The sequence below is a fragment of the Wolbachia endosymbiont (group A) of Ischnus inquisitorius genome, assembly GCF_964026985.1.
Classification (GTDB): Bacteria; Pseudomonadota; Alphaproteobacteria; order Rickettsiales; family Anaplasmataceae; genus Wolbachia; species Wolbachia pipientis.
This window is the reverse complement of the sequence record NZ_OZ034715.1, coordinates 1,100,132-1,117,291: the sequence shown is the minus strand read 5'-3', so window position 1 is coordinate 1,117,291 and position 17,160 is coordinate 1,100,132. Positions and strand designations below refer to the sequence as shown.

The 17,160-nt window shown below is 33.4% G+C and carries 17 protein-coding genes; 11 read left to right on the top strand and 6 right to left on the bottom strand.

Annotated features, from left to right (window positions below):
• Nucleotides 1-139: 139 nt before the first annotated feature.
• The 4 genes from trxB to grxC all read right to left on the bottom strand — a co-directional run bounded on the left by trxB (nt 140) and on the right by grxC (nt 3,874).
• Nucleotides 140-1,087 carry a thioredoxin-disulfide reductase gene (gene trxB, locus AAGD90_RS05825; RefSeq protein WP_264329504.1) on the bottom strand — a complete coding sequence of 316 codons (948 nt, stop codon included), beginning with the start codon at nt 1,085-1,087 and terminating at the stop codon, nt 140-142.
• Nucleotides 1,074-1,673, bottom strand: coding sequence for a peroxiredoxin (locus AAGD90_RS05820; protein ID WP_012673206.1), 600 nt, complete (start codon nt 1,671-1,673; stop codon nt 1,074-1,076). Before AAGD90_RS05820 ends, trxB begins: the two co-directional genes overlap by 14 nt.
• 874 nt (nt 1,674-2,547) lie before the next feature.
• Nucleotides 2,548-3,420 carry a hypothetical protein gene (locus AAGD90_RS05815; RefSeq protein WP_341821813.1) on the bottom strand — a complete coding sequence of 291 codons (873 nt, stop codon included), beginning with the start codon at nt 3,418-3,420 and terminating at the stop codon, nt 2,548-2,550.
• A 115-nt stretch (nt 3,421-3,535) separates the two neighbouring features.
• On the bottom strand, nt 3,536-3,874 hold the full coding sequence (grxC, locus tag AAGD90_RS05810; RefSeq protein ID WP_007550037.1) for a glutaredoxin 3: 339 nt from the start codon (nt 3,872-3,874) through the stop codon (nt 3,536-3,538).
• A gap of 68 nt (nt 3,875-3,942) precedes the next feature.
• Here grxC and ribF point away from each other — a divergent pair, with 68 nt between their 5' ends.
• The 4 genes from ribF to AAGD90_RS05790 are packed head-to-tail and all read left to right on the top strand — an operon-like array spanning nt 3,943 to nt 8,024.
• Nucleotides 3,943-4,875, top strand: a complete 933-nt coding sequence (ribF, locus tag AAGD90_RS05805) for a riboflavin biosynthesis protein RibF (protein WP_010082493.1) — start codon at nt 3,943-3,945, stop codon at nt 4,873-4,875.
• A complete protein-coding gene (lspA, locus tag AAGD90_RS05800; protein WP_006279329.1) occupies nt 4,872-5,348 on the top strand; it encodes a signal peptidase II in 477 nt (158 codons plus the stop codon). The genes ribF and lspA overlap by 4 nt, the downstream gene beginning before the upstream one ends.
• Nucleotides 5,349-5,377: 29 nt before the next feature.
• Nucleotides 5,378-6,718, top strand: coding sequence for a pitrilysin family protein (locus AAGD90_RS05795; protein ID WP_341821812.1), 1,341 nt, complete (start codon nt 5,378-5,380; stop codon nt 6,716-6,718).
• Nucleotides 6,705-8,024 carry a pitrilysin family protein gene (locus AAGD90_RS05790; protein WP_341821811.1) on the top strand — a complete coding sequence of 440 codons (1,320 nt, stop codon included), beginning with the start codon at nt 6,705-6,707 and terminating at the stop codon, nt 8,022-8,024. Before AAGD90_RS05795 ends, AAGD90_RS05790 begins: the two co-directional genes overlap by 14 nt.
• Here the strand turns inward: AAGD90_RS05790 and purN are convergent.
• Nucleotides 8,018-8,584 (bottom strand): phosphoribosylglycinamide formyltransferase, encoded by a 567-nt coding sequence (purN, locus tag AAGD90_RS05785; RefSeq protein ID WP_341821810.1) that lies wholly within the window; start codon nt 8,582-8,584, stop codon nt 8,018-8,020. The two genes, AAGD90_RS05790 and purN, sit on opposite strands and share 7 nt — an antisense overlap.
• 304 nt (nt 8,585-8,888) lie before the next feature.
• On the opposite strand from purN, the gene AAGD90_RS05780 reads away from it, so the two are divergent.
• Nucleotides 8,889-9,305, top strand: coding sequence for a hypothetical protein (locus tag AAGD90_RS05780; protein ID WP_006279382.1), 417 nt, complete (start codon nt 8,889-8,891; stop codon nt 9,303-9,305).
• Here the strand turns inward: AAGD90_RS05780 and AAGD90_RS05775 are convergent.
• Nucleotides 9,298-9,828 carry a Na+/H+ antiporter subunit E gene (locus tag AAGD90_RS05775; RefSeq protein ID WP_006280659.1) on the bottom strand — a complete coding sequence of 177 codons (531 nt, stop codon included), beginning with the start codon at nt 9,826-9,828 and terminating at the stop codon, nt 9,298-9,300. The genes AAGD90_RS05780 and AAGD90_RS05775 overlap by 8 nt on opposite strands.
• A gap of 68 nt (nt 9,829-9,896) precedes the next feature.
• On the opposite strand from AAGD90_RS05775, the gene AAGD90_RS07255 reads away from it, so the two are divergent.
• From AAGD90_RS07255 to AAGD90_RS05750, 6 genes are all read left to right on the top strand, one after another.
• Nucleotides 9,897-10,433, top strand: coding sequence for an ankyrin repeat domain-containing protein (locus AAGD90_RS07255; RefSeq protein ID WP_410529977.1), 537 nt, complete (start codon nt 9,897-9,899; stop codon nt 10,431-10,433).
• Nucleotides 10,375-11,451, top strand: a complete 1,077-nt coding sequence (locus tag AAGD90_RS05770; RefSeq protein ID WP_410529976.1) for an ankyrin repeat domain-containing protein — start codon at nt 10,375-10,377, stop codon at nt 11,449-11,451. Before AAGD90_RS07255 ends, AAGD90_RS05770 begins: the two co-directional genes overlap by 59 nt.
• 120 nt (nt 11,452-11,571) lie before the next feature.
• The gene (gene smpB / locus AAGD90_RS05765; protein WP_007548863.1) at nt 11,572-12,021 is read left to right on the top strand and encodes an SsrA-binding protein SmpB; all 450 of its coding nucleotides are present in this window, start codon (nt 11,572-11,574) and stop codon (nt 12,019-12,021) included.
• A 6-nt stretch (nt 12,022-12,027) separates the two neighbouring features.
• Entirely contained in the window at nt 12,028-12,819 is a 792-nt protein-coding gene (gene lgt / locus AAGD90_RS05760; protein ID WP_010962823.1) for a prolipoprotein diacylglyceryl transferase, read from the top strand.
• A gap of 794 nt (nt 12,820-13,613) precedes the next feature.
• A complete protein-coding gene (locus AAGD90_RS05755; protein WP_015589192.1) occupies nt 13,614-15,359 on the top strand; it encodes a type I secretion system permease/ATPase in 1,746 nt (581 codons plus the stop codon).
• 361 nt (nt 15,360-15,720) lie between these two features.
• Entirely contained in the window at nt 15,721-17,160 is a 1,440-nt protein-coding gene (locus AAGD90_RS05750; RefSeq protein ID WP_341821809.1) for a hypothetical protein, read from the top strand.

Sequence of the window (17,160 nt, the reverse complement as noted above, 5' to 3'; positions counted from 1 at the left end):
AATTGCAAGCGATTTATTCAAAATCCTAGAATTATAGCCTTTCTTATAATAGTCCGAATGCGATAAGATATGTGTTTATGGCTATAGCAGGCCAGTAGCATATTACGGTCTGTTCGGATTATTGTAAAAAGAGCTATAACTACGACTCTAAAAACTTTTCTGCATCAAGCGCAGCCATGCATCCTGTTCCTGCTGCAACTACTGCCTGACGATATACCTTATCTTGAACATCACCTGCAGCAAACACTCCTGCCCTACTAGTTAAAGTTGTTCCAGGTTTTGTAATGATGTAACCCTGCTCATCCATTTCAACAAAGCCTTTAAAAATACCCGTATTTGGTGCATGCCCGATTGCAATGAACACTCCATCCACTTTTAATTCTTGGGTTTTATCGATCTCTGCTGATTTAATCGCAATACCAGCAACCCTTTTTGGATTTTCTTCTCCAAGAATCTGCTCTACGGTATGGTTCCACATTACTTTTATTTTATCATTTTTAAAGAGCCTATCTTGCATTACTTTTTCCGCTCTTAATTTATCACGCCTGTGTATTAATATCACTTCTTTGGCAAATCGAGTTAAAAATATTGCTTCTTCAACAGCAGTGTTTCCACCACCAATCACAGCTACAACTTTATTCCTAAAAAATGCACCATCGCAAGTCGCACAAGCTGAAACCCCATAACCCTGAAATTTCTTTTCACTTTCTAAACCAAGCCACTTCGCTTGCGCACCAGATGCAATGATAATTGCATCTGAATAGTAGTCATTGATATTACCAGAAGATCTAAATCTATACTCATTAAAGTCCTCAAGTTGTTCAACGCTTTTTATCTCATCATCTATTATTTTTGCTCCAACCTTTTCTGCATGCAACCTCATTTGCTCCATTAGTTCTGGACCCTGTACTGAAACAAAACCAGGATAATTTTCAACATCTGTAGTAATTGTAAGCTGACCACCAGGCTGCATTCCCGTTACTACAATTGGCTCTAAGTTTGCACGTGCTGCATATATAGCAGCAGCATAACCCGCTGCCCCGGATCCAATAATAAGAACTTTTGTACTAAACTTATAATTCTTCACTATATGAGTTTAGATAATCAGCTACTCCTTCATCGCTTGCCTGCATTGCTGGCTTACCTTTTTTCCACCCTGCTGGACACACCTCACCATGCTCTTCATTATGTTTAATTGCATCAACGATTCTAACGAATTCATCGATATTACGCCCTAAAGGCAAATCATTTATCGATTGATGACGTACAATAAATTTATCATCAATAACGAAAGTTGCTCTCAGCGCAATTGAGTCATCATATAAGACCCCATAGTCTCTTGATATAGACTTTTTGATATCAGACACTAAAGTGTAGCTAATCTCTCCAATACCACCATCATTAACTGGAGTGTTTCGCCATTTATAATGTGAAAATTTTGAATCTACACTTATTCCTATCACTTCAACACCACGCTTTGCAAACTCATTTATTCTATTATTGAGCGATATCAATTCAGTTGGGCAAACAAAAGTAAAATCAAGTGGATAGAAAAAAAGGACAGCATACTTATTTTTTATGCGCTTACTCAGACAGAAATCATCAACAATTTCTCCGTCAGAGAGAACAGATGAAGCAGTAAAATCGATAGCAGATTTTGTTACAAGATTCATAATTAACCTATTCTTTTAAAATAACTTTAATTTTACATCTTGATAAACTTATATGCAAGTTTTCTTTGGTTTTAGTCCTATAAAAACTTCCTAAAATAGCTCTTCTTTTTTACCGATAAGATACAATCCAGGTTGGAATACTGAGTTGGTGAGTATAAAATTCTACGTCATGCCACCGCGAACCGTCATACCGCCACGAACCGTCATACCGCGATTCATTCGCGGTATCTCTAGATCCCGCTAACAAGTAGTGGGATGACGGTTGTCGTTTAGCTATAAATGTTAAAAAATTTACCAAACAAAAAAAAGGCAAAAGAAGCCCCGTGGTTGGCTAATTACTTACATTATACTTTCAAGTATGGCGTTTTTTTATTCTAAACGTTTAATAACCGCGATTCAGTTGCTTTTAAGCCGCAACTAATCTAAATTATAAACATTAAGAAATTTACTAAACAGAAAAAAAGGCAAAAGAAACCCTAGGGTAGCTAGTTATTCACTATCCATTTTTTAAGTTGGCGTTTTTTTATGTTTTAAATGCTTTATAAGCGCATTTTAGCTTATATTAGGTAAAAACCTAGAAGTTTTGTAAAGACATAAGGTGCACATAGTGCAAAAAATTAAACATGAGACGCCAGATACGTGAGTTTTTTTGTCATTTAATCTGTACAGAGAAGATAAATAAATAGCTTCAGTTTCATGATAAGGGAGTTGGCGGAGTTTGTCAAGTAAGTTTTTCGCTTCTGCGGGCTACTTGAATAACGGCTACAATGTTCATACAGCTATGTACATAGCTGGAACCCAAAAAAAGAACCAAGTAGCCAAGCTACTTGGATGACAGAAGGTAATATAAGAAGTCTATTGGCTCTCGTATACCTTAGTAAAACTTAACAAGTTTATCTATAGTTTTAGTGATGATTCTTGGAGTATCCGGAGAAACTGCTGAGCTCAGCCTATTTAGTCGCTCTATAGCAAACTCGCTGTTCTCATTTGTTATGAAATCACATAAAATATTTTCTATATCCTTAGTAACACTTTCATGCTTCCTCAGAGGATGATTATGTGGATACCTATTGATGGTTCTGATGCTAGAATACTCAACAAAAGCTTGATCCTTAAAAGCAAGTTGTCTCAATTTCTCTTTGAATTTTCCTTCTTCCTCTTTTGCTAAAAGGCGAGACTTTATCAGTGATTTTATAATCAAATTTATAGCTTGATGCATTTCAGAATGCACTATAACTTTAATGGTATTTTCTTCTGCTATACAATCATAAATACTTTTTTCGCTCTTTAGTGACTCTATAAGCGTTCTGCTATTTTGTGAATTCAATTCCAAATTCTCTTCACTCATAGGAGTTATTATGAAGGTGTTCTTATTTACTCTGATGTTAAATTGTGGAAATCCTTCAGAAAAGGAAAATGCTACATCCTTAGATTCAAGTGCGTGATTGCATGCAGAAAAAAGGGTATGTGCTATGATGCTGCTGGGCACTTCCATTCCGTGTTTACTCAGGTGATTCAATACATTTTCAATATCATGATATGTAAAGCCTGTATCTTTTAGCAATTCAACAACTTCTTTGCCGTTGTGCTGCTTGTACTCTATTTTCACTTCTTCTGTAAAAAGTGTTTTAGCTGCTATATGTTTATCAAGCACTGTGAAAATCTTGATGAAATTCTCTAAATCTTGTTTGTTAACTAATTCGATACTAATTAAGTTTCTGCTAATAATTGAAATATTTTTTGTCATTTTTTCCCACTAAAAAAACTCACTGAATGAATTGTATTTTTAATTCATTAAGAATTGTTTAAAGTGAGCATACTAGTTTTCATTTACGTATTACACGACAAAACAAGATAAAAAGTTACATAAAATCATCATGTGGTATAACACACTCTCCACATTCATCATTGCTGTTTGTGTAGGTTGTGACATCAGTGTGATTGTCATTATTATTTAGCATATCATCCAACTTTCCTTCTTTTTCAAGATCCATCAATTTGTCACACCCCCCAATGTGCTTATCGTTGATAAAAATCTGTGGAACTGTTCTAACGTTATACTTTGATTTTATGTCGTTAAATAGATCTGAGTTTTTGAGCACATCAATTTCTTCATACTTCACACCTTTTTTATCTAGTAAATCCTTTGCCCTTATGCAGTATGGACAGCCCTTCTTTACATATATCACAACATTTTTCACAATTTATCTCCGTAGCTTACTAAAATATAGTTATTATATATAAGAAACATGTAAAAACATCAAATTGTATGAAAATTATTTATAATTGTGAGCAAGGAATAGAAAATAATATAGCACTAACCTTCGGAAATTTCGATGGCATTCATTTAGGACACGAGTTTGCAATTTCTACTCTAAAGAAGGTAGCACAAGAAAGAGGATTACCCTCTGCAGTTTTAACTTTTGAGCCTCACCCATCAACTGTTTTATTTGGTAGAAACAATTTTAGGTTAATAGACCAAGAACAAAAAAAGGAACTAATCAGCAGCTATGGTATAGATTACTTATATATTATTAATTTTAATAGAGGTTTTTCTGAGGTTAGCTGCGATGACTTTATCAGTGAGATTTTAATAGATAAATATGGCGCTAAACACATAATTGTCGGAGAAAATTGCACTTTTGGTCATAAACGATTGGGTAATATATTAACTCTAGAGAAATATTCTGAAATATATGGATACTCTTTGACTAAATTAGAGCCATTAACAATTGACGGCAAAATTTGCTCTTCTTCTTCAATAAGGGAGTATGTACAAAGGGGCGAAATAGAAATTGCTAATAAATTGCTCGGCAGGCCTTATCAAGTTTCTGGTGTTGTGACAAAAGGTGCATGTAGAGGTAGAGAAATAGGATTTCCAACCATAAATATTCCTATAGAAGATTGCATGATAAAACCTAAGTTTGGCACATATTACGCTAGAGTGACTTTTCCTGATAGTAATCCAAATTGGTTATATGGAGTAGTCAATATTGGTATGAGACCTACTTTTAAGGATCTGAAAAAGCCTATAATAGAAATGCACATATTCGATTTTGATGAAGACGTATATAGTCATAAAGTCAATATACAACTTTTAAAATTCATAAGGTCAGAAAAAAAATTCCATAGTATTGAGGAGTTAACAAAACAGATAAATTATGATATACTTAAAGTTTATAGGTTAAAGGCAAATTTATGAAAAAGTTATGCTTAGTTGTTATATTAATTATAGTATTGATTGACCAAACGAGCAAATTGTACATAAACTCATTGATTGATGAAGGAGAATCAATTGAGATCGCTAGTTTTATAAAACTAGTTGAAGTTTGGAATTCAGGTATTAGTTTTGGAATGTGTAGCGCTTTACCACATGGCGGTTTCTTTTTTTCAGCATTTTCAATACTAATAATTGGTATACTTGCATATTTGATATACAAGTCTGACGATCAGTCAACTTACCTTGGTTTTTCTCTGATGATTGGTGGAGCAATCGGAAACGTAGTTGATAGGATCTATTGGGGAGCTGTATATGATTTCATATATTTTCATATTGATGATTGGTATTGGCCAGCCTTTAATTTAGCAGATTTATCTATAGTTTGTGGAATGTTTACATTGTTATATAAGTGGTATATATACGATATGCTTATTTCTAAACAAAATGAGGAATAAAATAATTGTTTTTATATTAGGTCGAAATAATGCTTCATAAGTTTTTTAGTTTTCTTATACTACCTGTACTTTTTTTTACTTACCCAATTTCTTCGAATGCTTTAAACATAGAGCACAACATAAAATATACTAAACTCAGTAACGAACTAGATGTTTATGTTGTTTCTAATCATCGGATTCCAGCCGTTTTACATGCAGTAATATACAAAGTTGGGGGAATGGATGATCCAATCGGCAAAGCAGGATTGGCTCACTACTTTGAACATTTAATGTTTGAAACTACAGGAAAGTTCACAGATATAGAAGCCACTATGAGTAGCATTGGGGCTAAATTTAACGCGTTTACCACTAAAGAATATACCTGTTATTATGAGTTGGTCCCCAAAAAAGATTTACCACTGGCAATGGAAGTTGAAGCAGATAGAATGGGAAACTTTAATGTTACTCAAGACAAAATAGATAGAGAAAAAAACATTGTACTGGAAGAAAGAAAAATGAGATTTGATAACCAACCTCATAACTTGTTGTGGGAAGAAATGGATAGTGCATTTTACCGTAATGGCTATGGTAGATCTGTTATTGGCTGGGAGAGCGATATCAAAACTTACAATCAGGATGACATAGTGAGGTTTCACGATAGTTATTATCACCCTGGTAATGCAATATTACTGATTGTGGGTGATGTGGAACTTGATGAAGTAGTGAAATTAGCAGAAGAAAAATATGGCGAAATTAAAGCTAAGCCTGTAATGAGAAATTACCCAAATCAGGATCCAGTGCATAATGCAGGTCTATCGGTGACCTTAGAGAGCACTGAAGTAAAAGAATCAGTTTTATATTTTCGTTATCGTGTTCCCTTATTTGATCACATAAATGAAGCCTCTGCTGCTCATTTAGCGGTTGACATTTTAGGTGGCGGCAAATCCAGCAAACTGTATAAAGATTTGGTTTTAGATAAAGATGTGGCAGTATCAGTGTTTGCTTATTATAATAGCCTAGCTTTTAGTGATGGCTACATTGATATTATGATAATTCCAAAAAGTGGCGCTAATTTAGATATTGTTGAAAGAGAGTTAGATAATACTATTAATGGCTTCGTATCTAAAGGGGTGACGAGCGAGGAATTACAAAGCTCAAAATATAGATACAAAGCAGCACAGTTTGATAATCTATCTGACTTAACTCATATAGCAATGTTTTATGTGCCGCACCTAGCACTTGGCATTCCACTTGATGAAATAGATATTTCATATAGCAAGATTAATGATGTCAATCTAGAGGATGTAAATAATAAAATCCGTGCTATTTTTTCTGCTAATAAGTTAATTGGTCGTTTATTACCAAAAGGAGATAATAATGAGAATAAGTAAAATTATATTTCTATTTTTTTTCTGTCTAGGCTTTAATTTACAAGCAAGTGGTAACCTAAATATAGAGGAGGTCACTACCCGTAAAGGATTTAAGTTTTTATTTGTAGAAAATCATGCTTTACCAAAAGTTTCACTGAATATATCATTTAAAGATGCAGGTTATGTGTATGAGAGTGCAGAAAAACAGGGGCTTGCTTGGTTTACTTCTCTTGTAATCCAAGAAGGGGCAGAAGAAAATGACGCTAAGGATTTTGCAAAAAAACTGAAGATCAAAGGAATAAATTTACTTTTTTACCCCGATTTAGAAAGTTTCGGAGTGTCATTAGAAACTTTGTCTGAAAATTTAGAAGAAAGTATTTCACTACTTAGCGATGCTATAATACGTCCTAAAGTTGACTCTGAAGGGTTGAATAGAGTTTTCGAGAAAGCCAAAGTTGATTTTAATAATCTTGAAAAAAATCCTTATTTTGTTGCTGGAAAAGAATTAGATACGTTATTGTTTAAAAAACATCCTTACTCAAAAAGTGTGTACGGTACTCTTGATACTATAATGAGCATTACTAGAGACGATGTTTTAACATACATAAAGCGTAATTTTGCTAAAGATAACATAGTTATCAGTGTTGCTGGTTGTACAAAAAAAGAAGAAATTATTACGCTATTAGATAAATATTTATCTAAATTGCCGTCAAAAAGATCAAAAGTTAGAAAAATACCTGTGAAAAATGATTTTGGTTCTGCAGAAAGTAAGAACATTTTTATGGATATACCACAAAGTGTGATACTTTTTGCTCAAAAAGGTATAGCTTATGAAGATCCAGACTACTATAATGCTCAAGTTTTGGTTAATGCGCTTGGTGGTATGGGGCTGAATTCAGTGCTGATGAAAGAGCTAAGGCAAAATTTTGGAATTACTTATGGTATTAGTGCCTCTATGGCTAGTTATACGCATGCAAATATTATAGCCGGAGGTTTAAGTACTGATAGCTCTACTGCCAGTCAATCCATATCTGCAATAAGAGATACATTGAGCAGGATAAAAAAGGAAGGAATTGATGAACAATTATTTAAAGATACAAAAATTAGTATGGTAAATAATTTTATCTTTTCCCTATCTAATAACGCAAACACAGCAGTGTTCTTGGCTAGTATGCAGGTACGTAATCGCGATATTAATCGTCTAAATAATTTTGTAAGTCTCATTAATGACGTAAAGCTAGAAAAAGTAAACGAGCTGGCAAGTTCTTTACTGGAACCCGAAAATTTATTTTTCGTTGAAGTTGGAAAAAACGCTCAGGGTCAATAATTAATACTTTCTGCTATTGATCTTACTGCTTCTACATAGCACTTATGCTCCTCAGCTAGAATGCGTTCTGAGAGGCTTTGAATATCATCAGCTAGTAACACTGGTACAACAACTTGAGCAATTATGGCTCCAGCATCAACTTCAGGAGTGACATAATGTACAGTACAACCTGTAATTTTTACACCTGCTTTTAGAGCTTGCTCTTGAGCGTTTAGGCCTTTAAAAGACGGAAGTAAAGAGGGATGAATATTTATCACCTTGTTATGCCATTTACTCAGAAAATCAGCTTTGAGAATTCTCATAAACCCTGCAAGGCAAATTAAATCAACCTTATGTTGAACAAGTATTTCGTGAATTTTACCAGCATCAAGCGGTTTATCTTTAACAATAAACGCTGAGATTCCTGCTTGCTCTGCTATTTTCAGACCAGCAGCTTCGCTATTATTTGTGATAACACATGCAACTTCTGCGGAAAAATTCTGATCTTGACATGCTTCTATTAAGGCCTGCATATTCGACCCCCTACCTGAAATTAGTATTCCGAGTTTTATCTTTTTCATTATAGCACAGTTAGTTTAGAATTTAGTTAATACTAACAAAACAGCTCAAAAGGAAAACTTATTTTATAGCAAAGAAGGCAGACTAAACTCTTTATATAAGTGGACCTCTAATTTTGAACCTCACTGGACAACACAAAATAACGAATAGCCCCATGTACCCAGCTAAAACTAGCTTTAATGCTTAGATATTGTGCTATTTTTGTATAATATACTACTATAAGTATATATTTTTGTAATCGCGTTATTATTTATTTAACAAAGTATTAGTATAATTTATTACACTGGATTAAATGGAGAAAGTTCAATGAGTAAATTACCGAACAATGCAAAAATAGGTAAATCTCAGGTTACTCAGTGGGAGGTAATAAAAAATTGTGAATATGCTGATAATTGCTTGTCAAAAATAGTAACTTTGTACGTTATTAGAATAACTCAGCTATCAGATTTTTATACGAGTGACGAACCTGAAATTAACACTGTTTTAGCAAGAATAAGCGTGACAAGTGAAAATGTATTTTTAAACAAGGCTACTACTATTGAAGTTATGGAAGGTATTTTTCCGTATAAATTCAACAGCAAGAAGAGAAATAACATATTAAGGTTAGAAGATTTGTATAATTATTTATGTTCTATTGTTAACAATAGCCTTCCAAAAGAAATGCTTGAAAGTCTTGTAAGGGAATATAAGGATGCTGTTAACTTATTTAAAGCAATTACTTAACTGAACGTAGTATTTTTAAGATTTTATTTTCTATTTCAGAAATGCCGCTTTCAAGATCTTTATCTATCAAATACATGGTAGAGAAATATGTTTTCTGCTTACTTTCAACATTGATAGTTAAAGTTCCGGGAGTGATTGTGACTGAATTGGCAAATAACGCAATGCTTTCGTCATTATGCCCTTTGCATTTTCTTAGGATAATAATCGGTTCAAGCTTAGATTTGAGTTGTAGCACCTTTTTTGTTACATAAACACTTGATAAAATGATTTGGTACATTAACCATGGTATATAACTTACTAACTTATAAAACGACAGTCTACTCGTACTATTTAAAATCTGGCTAAGAGCTCTTTCAGCGTTTATCAACCTTCTAAAGATAAACGATGTGAATATACAGGAAAACACTCCACAAAAAATAAAAAACGGCTCAAAATAACCAGACAATACAGTCCATAGAACAAATAAAATTATAAATGACAGAGAAAAAAACTTGATTTCCTTCCTAAAGTTGAGGTTTTTCATAGTCTGTAATATAACTAAAATGACTCTTTAAGGAAAGATAATAACGAATATTTAGGTTCTTGACTTCTATGTTAAAAGATATAACAACTAAGTTATGTATTTTAAGTGAGGAAGTTATGGAATATGATAAATTTATGGAAATATTAAAAAAAATAAATGACCCTTCAGATTTGAGCAAGGACAATATAGTTGAAAAAATAAAAGCTAAGTTACAAGAAGAAGATCCAGATTTATGTCAAGAGTGGGAAAAGAGTAAACCTGACAATGATAGTGGATCTGGCATAAATTACATATTTACTATATCTCGTGGTCAAAATTCTAAGGAAGTCAAATTGTTACATCTTGCTTCTTATTGGAACTGTGCAAATGTAGCAAAAGCTCTGATTGAAAACGGAGCAGATATTAATGCAGAACATGATAATAAAATTACTCCTTTACATATTGCTGCTCACTATGGCCACGAAGATGTAGTAACCATTCTAACTGGAAAAGGAGCAATTGTTGATGCAAAAAATGGTGATGGATGGACTTCTTTACATTTTGCTGTTGAAAAGGAACCACAAAAATGTAGTAAACACTCTAATTGGAAAAGGAGCAAATGTTAATGCAGAAAATGATAAAGGATGGGCTCCTTTACATCTTGCTATTACAAATGGCCACAAAGAGATAGTACAAGTTCTATCAAAAGCAGAAGGAATCAACGTTGATGCAAAAAATAGTGATGGGTGGACTTCTTTACATCTTGCTGCTGCAAATGGCCGCAAAGATATAGTAGAAACTCTAATTGAAAAAGGAGCAGATGTTAATGCGAAAGACCATTATAAATGGACTCCTTTAACATTTGCTTCTCAAAAAGGCCATAAAGCGGTAAAAGAAGCTCTATTAAAGGCACAAGAGAACATCAAAGCTTTGCATTCAGCTGTTAAACATAATAATGAGGAGAAGGTGAAAAACCTATTAAATAAAGGAGTAAACGTTAATGCAAAAGATGATGATGGATGTACTCCTTTACATCTTGCAGCCAGAGAGGGCCATAAAGATGTAGTAGACATTCTAATCGCAAAAGGAGCAAAGGTTAATGCAAAAAATGGTGATAGACGTACTCCTTTACATCTTGCTGCTGAAAATGGCAAAATAAAAGTGGTGGAAGTTCTGCTACACACTGAAGCAGACCCTTCATTAAAAGATGTTGATGGAAAAACGCCAAGAGACCTTACTAAATATCAAGGTATAATTCAGCTTTTAGAGGAAGCGGAAAAAAAGCAAACGTTAAAAAATGAGAATAAAAAAACGCCAAAGGATCTTACCGAAAATAAAGATGTAATGCAGCTTCCAGAGAAAAAGGAAGAAAAACAAATTGGAAAAAATGCAATTGTGAAAGAAAAAGAACAATCTGCAAAAAATGCAATTGTAAAAGGTGTTATTGTGTGTTTTGTAACTGCAGTGATAGTTGGTGTTGCACTTGCATTTGCTACTGCCCTATCTGTACCAGCAATAATTGGACTAGCTGCAGGATCTGCGCTCATAGTTGGTGCTGGTCAATATATAATGTCAAAGCCTAAAACTGAAATGAAAGAAGTAAAGGAACTTGTGCCTAGAGAGACAGAAAAAGCACTTACTTGATTTTTGTTATCCTGTTGCTATCAGACTAGCCTGGCACCTTATATTTATTGGGATAACTGTTTTATTATGAATTAAGTCAAAAACTCTGTAATATATTGAAGCTTAAAGATATCTTTAGATATGGAAGTTATTGCAGAAAATAGGAAAGCAAGGTTTGAATATTTCATCTTAGAAGAATTTGAAGCGGGTATGGTCTTATTAAGCAGTGAAGTTAAATCGCTAAGAGAAAGAAAAGTAAATATTTCCGACGCCTACGTTGTTGAAAAGAATAGCGAAGTATGGCTGCACAATATGCATATTGCAGAATATAAAGCTGCGAACCGAAAAAATCATAAACCAAAAAGGGAACGTAAATTACTCTTGCATAAAAAGGAGATAAATAAACTAATTGGTCAAATCAAGACTGCTGGGATAACTGTTGTGCCGCTTTCGGTCTATTTTAACGATAAAGGATTTGCAAAAACTAAAATTGCCATTGTAAAAGGAAAAAAACTCTACGATAAGAGAGCAACCATAAAACAGAGAGAGTGGGATCGTGAAAAAAGTAGATTGTCTAAGAATAATTTATAGCAAAATATGTCTTTAAATCCAGTAATTTTCAGCATCGGTCCTGTTTCTATATATTGGTATTCCTTAGCCTACGTTTTGGGTATAGTGTTTGCATATTGGTATTTACATAAGCTAGATGACCAAAAAATATTTACTAAGAATTTTTACGATTCGTTATTAACAGCCACTATTGTAGGTATTATCCTTGGAGGTAGACTTGGCTACGTATTGATATATGATCCAGTTCTTTATATAAGCAACCCTATTGAGATATTGAAGACCTGGGAAGGAGGGATGTCATTTCATGGTGGTGCTATAGGAGTTTTGCTTGCAGTAATAATTTCGTGTAAAAGACATAATATCCCTACATTTTATGCACTGGACCTAGTTTCTTGCGGAGTTCCCATAGGTTTATTTTTAGGTCGCATAGGCAATTTTATAAACGGAGAGTTATTTGGCAGAGTTACAACTATGCCATGGGGTATGGTATTTCCAGAGAGTGGTGATAATTTGCTGCATCATCCAAGCCAGCTTTATGAGGCACTTTTTGAAGGACTGCTACTTTTTGCAGTTGCAAATTCACTGTTTTTCTTAACTAGAATAAGACTGTATCACGGTGCGTTAACTGGTATTGCAGTTATGTGGTATGGAATAGCACGTTTTTTCGTTGAGTTTTTTCGCGAACCAGACTATCAAATTGGCTATTTGTGGCTTGATTTAACTATGGGGCAGTTGCTTTCTATACCTATGGTTTTGCTAGGAATGCTTGTATATCTAGGCGCATTAAATTTAAAATTTAATACGAAATCTGTCACATAGAGAAAAGGTGAGTTCAATAGAAAAATGTAGCCAGAAGCCCCACATTATGCACAATTGTACGAATTTTCTGCGTTGCAGTAGAATGAATCGGTGGGCTTTGTTGCATCGCTAGCTATGATGGATTAAAGATAAAAAAGGTGGAGAATATCAGTAGCTTATTATTCTGGTATTTATAACAAGAACGGTCAGTGAATACCTAAATTTGAGTAAAAGAAATTTCACTACCACTCACTAATCTGGCTAAAATTCAAGAATTTCAATGCTTTAGCTATTTTCAATAGAATTAAATTTATTAATATAAATAACAAATTATAGCTCTTTTTACAATAATCCGAACAGACCGTAATATGCTACTGGCCTGCTATAGCCATAAACACATATCTTATCGCATTCGGACTATTATAAGAAAGGCTATACTATTCTTAAATTTGATCAGATTGATTGCAAAAAAACAAGATTTTCAATAAGTTGCTTATAATCCTAATTATAGTTAGCCTTTCATAAGTAGCGATGCAACAAAGCCATCCCAGTGTCAGCTACTTTCATGACACCATTTGCTGTGCAGTTTACCTTCAAAAATGAATGTTCGTACAGCTATGGAATGAATCGCGGTATGACGTAGCTTCGCTATAGGCAATGAAGGAAATATTAACTATACTTCTTTTTACCATTGTTTATATTTCCTATTCACATATATTAATATTTTACTCACTTAAAGTAAGCTAACTACCGTTATTAATATTTTTGTAATAAAAATTGTATATGGTGCATGTAATCAAATTAAGAGGAAGATTGTGGAAATTACGCCATCAATAAAAAAAGAATTGAAGCAAAGTACTCTATATGTTTGCCTAGAAAAATGCAAAAGTGCATTTTGGTTTATCTTTTGGTTTAGTGCGGGAATCAATTTATTAATGTTATTCCTACCACTTTATACCTCTCAAGTGCTTGATCGGGTGATATCGAGCGAAAGTGTATCAACACTAACTATGCTGACAATTATCACTTTATCTGCATTTGCATGTTCTGCAATGCTTGAAACTTGTCGATATTTAGCCATGGCAAAAATAGGTGATTGGATCGATAAAACTGCAACACCAGATCTGATAGTAAGGTCAATCAGGCTAACGTCAGTGCAGAGCTCAACTTCAAGTGGTGAAGCAATACGAGATCTCGGAGTGATAAAAAATTTCATTACAGGAAATGGTATATTCTCACTGTTTGATACTCCATGGTCGTTAATTTACCTTGTTGTGATTTTCATGATACATACCTCCACGGGGTTTATAGCTATTACTGGAATTATTATATTAGTCTCTATGGCAATATGGAATGAACTTGCCACTAAACGAATATTACAAGAAACCAACGAAGAAACTATACGGAATATCAATGCTATAGATGTTGCAACAAGAAATGCAGAAGTGGTTGAAGCTATGGGCATGTCAGAATTCATAGTCTCTGATTGGTGTAAACGAAATGATCAGAATCGAGCAATGCAAATTAAAGCACAAAATCGCTCTAATGTAATTACTGGAATCACTAAGTTTTTGCGCTCAACTCTGCAAATATCAGTAATTGGAACAGGTGCATTACTTGCAATCACAGCTCATAAGACTGCCGGTAGCATCATCGCTGCTTCAATTTTAATGGGTAGAGTATTAGCACCATTTGACGCTGCGGTTCATACTTGGAAGTTTTTAAATCAGGCTAGAATGTCATATGGAAGGCTACAAAGACTTATATTAACATCGCCAAAAAGAGAGCAAACGATGGCTCTACCAGAACCTGAAGGAAAATTGGAATTTGATAGAGTATTTTTTACTCCTTATGGAAGCAATAAGCCGACAGTAAAAGGAATATCATTCATTATAGATCCTGGAGATGTAGTTGGTGTTATTGGTGCAAGTGCTTCTGGTAAATCCACTATCGCAAAATTAACTGTTGGTGTATGGAAGCCAATATCTGGTGTAGTCAGACTAGATGGCGCTGATGTATATACTTGGAATCGAGAAAATTTTGGTAATTATGTTGGCTACTTACCTCAGGATATTGAGTTATTTAACACTAGTGTCAAAGCTAATATTGCTCGCATGAGGCCAGATCCAAATCCTGAAGAAATAATCAAAGCAGCAAAAATTGCAGGAATACATGAACTAATACTAAGCTTACCAAATGGATATGATACAACAATAGGAGGTCCTGGAGGAGTAACGCTCTCTGGCGGCCAAAAACAGCTTCTTGGACTTGCCAGAGCTTTTTATGGTCACACAAAACTTTTAGTACTTGATGAACCAAACGCTAACTTAGATAGCAATGGAGAGGCATGCTTAATTAATGCAATTGGCATTGCAAGAAAACAAAATACTACTACTGTTATCATCACTCACAAGCTACCGTTATTGTCCGTAGTTGATAAGGTGATCCTCATGTCAGATGGTGTCATTTACGCTATGGGACCAAAAGATGAGATTTTGAGCAAATTAGTTGCTCCATCATCAAGTACCACAGAAGATGAGCGCTCTTCAGCAAATGGTTAGTTTACTTACAATAAATTCTGTATCTGAAATAACAACTGTTCCAGAAAAATATATATTTCTTTACCATTAGAAATAATATTACAAGAATAGTAAATAGATTAATAACTCTTATTAATTAAAGTCAATCGGCAGATATAGCTAAAGTGGCTTAGGTTTACCTACAATTTGAAAAACAACAAATTCGTCTTAATGAATTTTCTTAATTTGTTATCTAAATAACTTAATATTAGTGGTAATTTTATAAAAAAATTATAATATAAATAATGTTGCTGCGAAAATTTATAACAATATTTCCCTCTAACGTTTAATGAATTTCAATAAATTGCCTTTTTAATTCTAGATAAGTATATGCTTTGTTAATATGTTTAGTTCAAAATCCAAAAGTAAGTTTATGCTTTCTATTGGAGAAGAAGGCATAATGTTACTATATTTTAAAAATAATACTTTAAATAAAAGGTATTTTGTTAAGGGCAAAAACGATAAAGCAGTTTCCGATTTAATTTCATGTCTTTCGTCAGATAAAAAAGCACCTTTATACCTGCTGCTTAATCATGCAGATCAAAATTACTCGCTACAGTTTATTACAAGGGCAAACAAGATTAGTGCCTATCTATCAGCAAAAACAAAGATGGAGCATTTTTCTCGTAATAATGACATAAGTTCAGTTTTTTTGGTTGAGAAGCCAAACAAATTCAATCAAAACTGGTGCTATCTTCTTGTTTCATCAAAAGCAAAGCATTTAGTAGAATATTGGTTGAATGTGTTTATTGAGATAGGCTCCAACTTTAAGGGAATATTAATGTTTCCTATAGAAATAAGTAATATAACAAAAAAGATTCTACATAAAGATCCTAATAATTGGAAAATTATAGTTGCTGCAACTAAAACGGGAGGCTATAGACAAGTGGTTCTTAAAGAGAATAAAATGGTATTTACGCGCTTAACATCATTTACTAATGATAATTTACCAGGAATTATCGCTGGTGGAATATATCAGGAAGTGCAAGATACTATTCGATCCTTAACTAAGTTTGGGTTTGAAAAAAATAACCCTATCGACCTTTGTATCATAGTGTCAGAAGATATCAAAGCTAGTTTATCAGTCATAAATTTTTCAGAGAACAGTGTGAACATATTAACTCCATATGAGTTAGGCAAACTATTAGGAGCAGAACTAGCTATAAGTGAAAAAGATAACTTTTGCGATACCATAATTTTGTTTCATAGCTTTAAGAATAAATTAGCAGCTATTTTTAATACAAAGGAAACTAAAGAATTTTATCTATTCAATTACCTTTATTTAAACTCTCCTCGAATTTTTCTATACTTCGCCCTGGTTTTAGTTATAACAAACACCCTTTGTTTACTAAATTTGTATTCAAATTTCAATGTCGCTGATAATTTATCAGCAAAGCAGAACACCTTAAATAACCAATTAACAAAACTTAGCCAAAGCTATAATGTAAAAAAAATAGATGAAATTTATGATTTTATTAATATCAATAATATTTTATCAAAAATAGAATACTCTCCTCTTACACAAGTTAAGTATGTAGAAAAGTTAAAAATACCAGGTATAGAGCTTCGATCATTTGAATGGAATTATAATGAGGCAAAAAGTTATATTACCACAACTTTAAAGTTTAATTTTCAATCCGGTAAAAATATTTCTCATCAATACGAGAAACTACGAAAAAATTTAAACGATAATTTTCGTACCTATGACATTAATATTTCTAGCTTACCTGCTGCTAAAGAGCAAAATCTATCTATTGATGTTGAAATAGGAGAGGCAATGTAG

What these genes read in the sequence shown, in the direction of transcription:
- ribF (WP_010082493.1), top strand. Translation starts at nt 3,943, where the DNA reads ATGAAAATTATTTATAATTGTGAGCAAGGAATAGAAAATAATATAGCA.
- lgt (WP_010962823.1), top strand. Translation starts at nt 12,028, where the DNA reads ATGTCTTTAAATCCAGTAATTTTCAGCATCGGTCCTGTTTCTATATAT.
- purN (WP_341821810.1), bottom strand. Translation starts at nt 8,584, where the DNA reads ATGAAAAAGATAAAACTCGGAATACTAATTTCAGGTAGGGGGTCGAAT.
- AAGD90_RS05815 (WP_341821813.1), bottom strand. Translation starts at nt 3,420, where the DNA reads ATGACAAAAAATATTTCAATTATTAGCAGAAACTTAATTAGTATCGAA.
- AAGD90_RS07255 (WP_410529977.1), top strand. Translation starts at nt 9,897, where the DNA reads ATGTTAAAAGATATAACAACTAAGTTATGTATTTTAAGTGAGGAAGTT.
- AAGD90_RS05795 (WP_341821812.1), top strand. Translation starts at nt 5,378, where the DNA reads ATGCTTCATAAGTTTTTTAGTTTTCTTATACTACCTGTACTTTTTTTT.
- AAGD90_RS05750 (WP_341821809.1), top strand. Translation starts at nt 15,721, where the DNA reads ATGTTTAGTTCAAAATCCAAAAGTAAGTTTATGCTTTCTATTGGAGAA.
- AAGD90_RS05775 (WP_006280659.1), bottom strand. Translation starts at nt 9,828, where the DNA reads ATGAAAAACCTCAACTTTAGGAAGGAAATCAAGTTTTTTTCTCTGTCA.
- lspA (WP_006279329.1), top strand. Translation starts at nt 4,872, where the DNA reads ATGAAAAAGTTATGCTTAGTTGTTATATTAATTATAGTATTGATTGAC.
- AAGD90_RS05820 (WP_012673206.1), bottom strand. Translation starts at nt 1,673, where the DNA reads ATGAATCTTGTAACAAAATCTGCTATCGATTTTACTGCTTCATCTGTT.
- smpB (WP_007548863.1), top strand. Translation starts at nt 11,572, where the DNA reads ATGGAAGTTATTGCAGAAAATAGGAAAGCAAGGTTTGAATATTTCATC.
- AAGD90_RS05780 (WP_006279382.1), top strand. Translation starts at nt 8,889, where the DNA reads ATGAGTAAATTACCGAACAATGCAAAAATAGGTAAATCTCAGGTTACT.
- AAGD90_RS05790 (WP_341821811.1), top strand. Translation starts at nt 6,705, where the DNA reads ATGAGAATAAGTAAAATTATATTTCTATTTTTTTTCTGTCTAGGCTTT.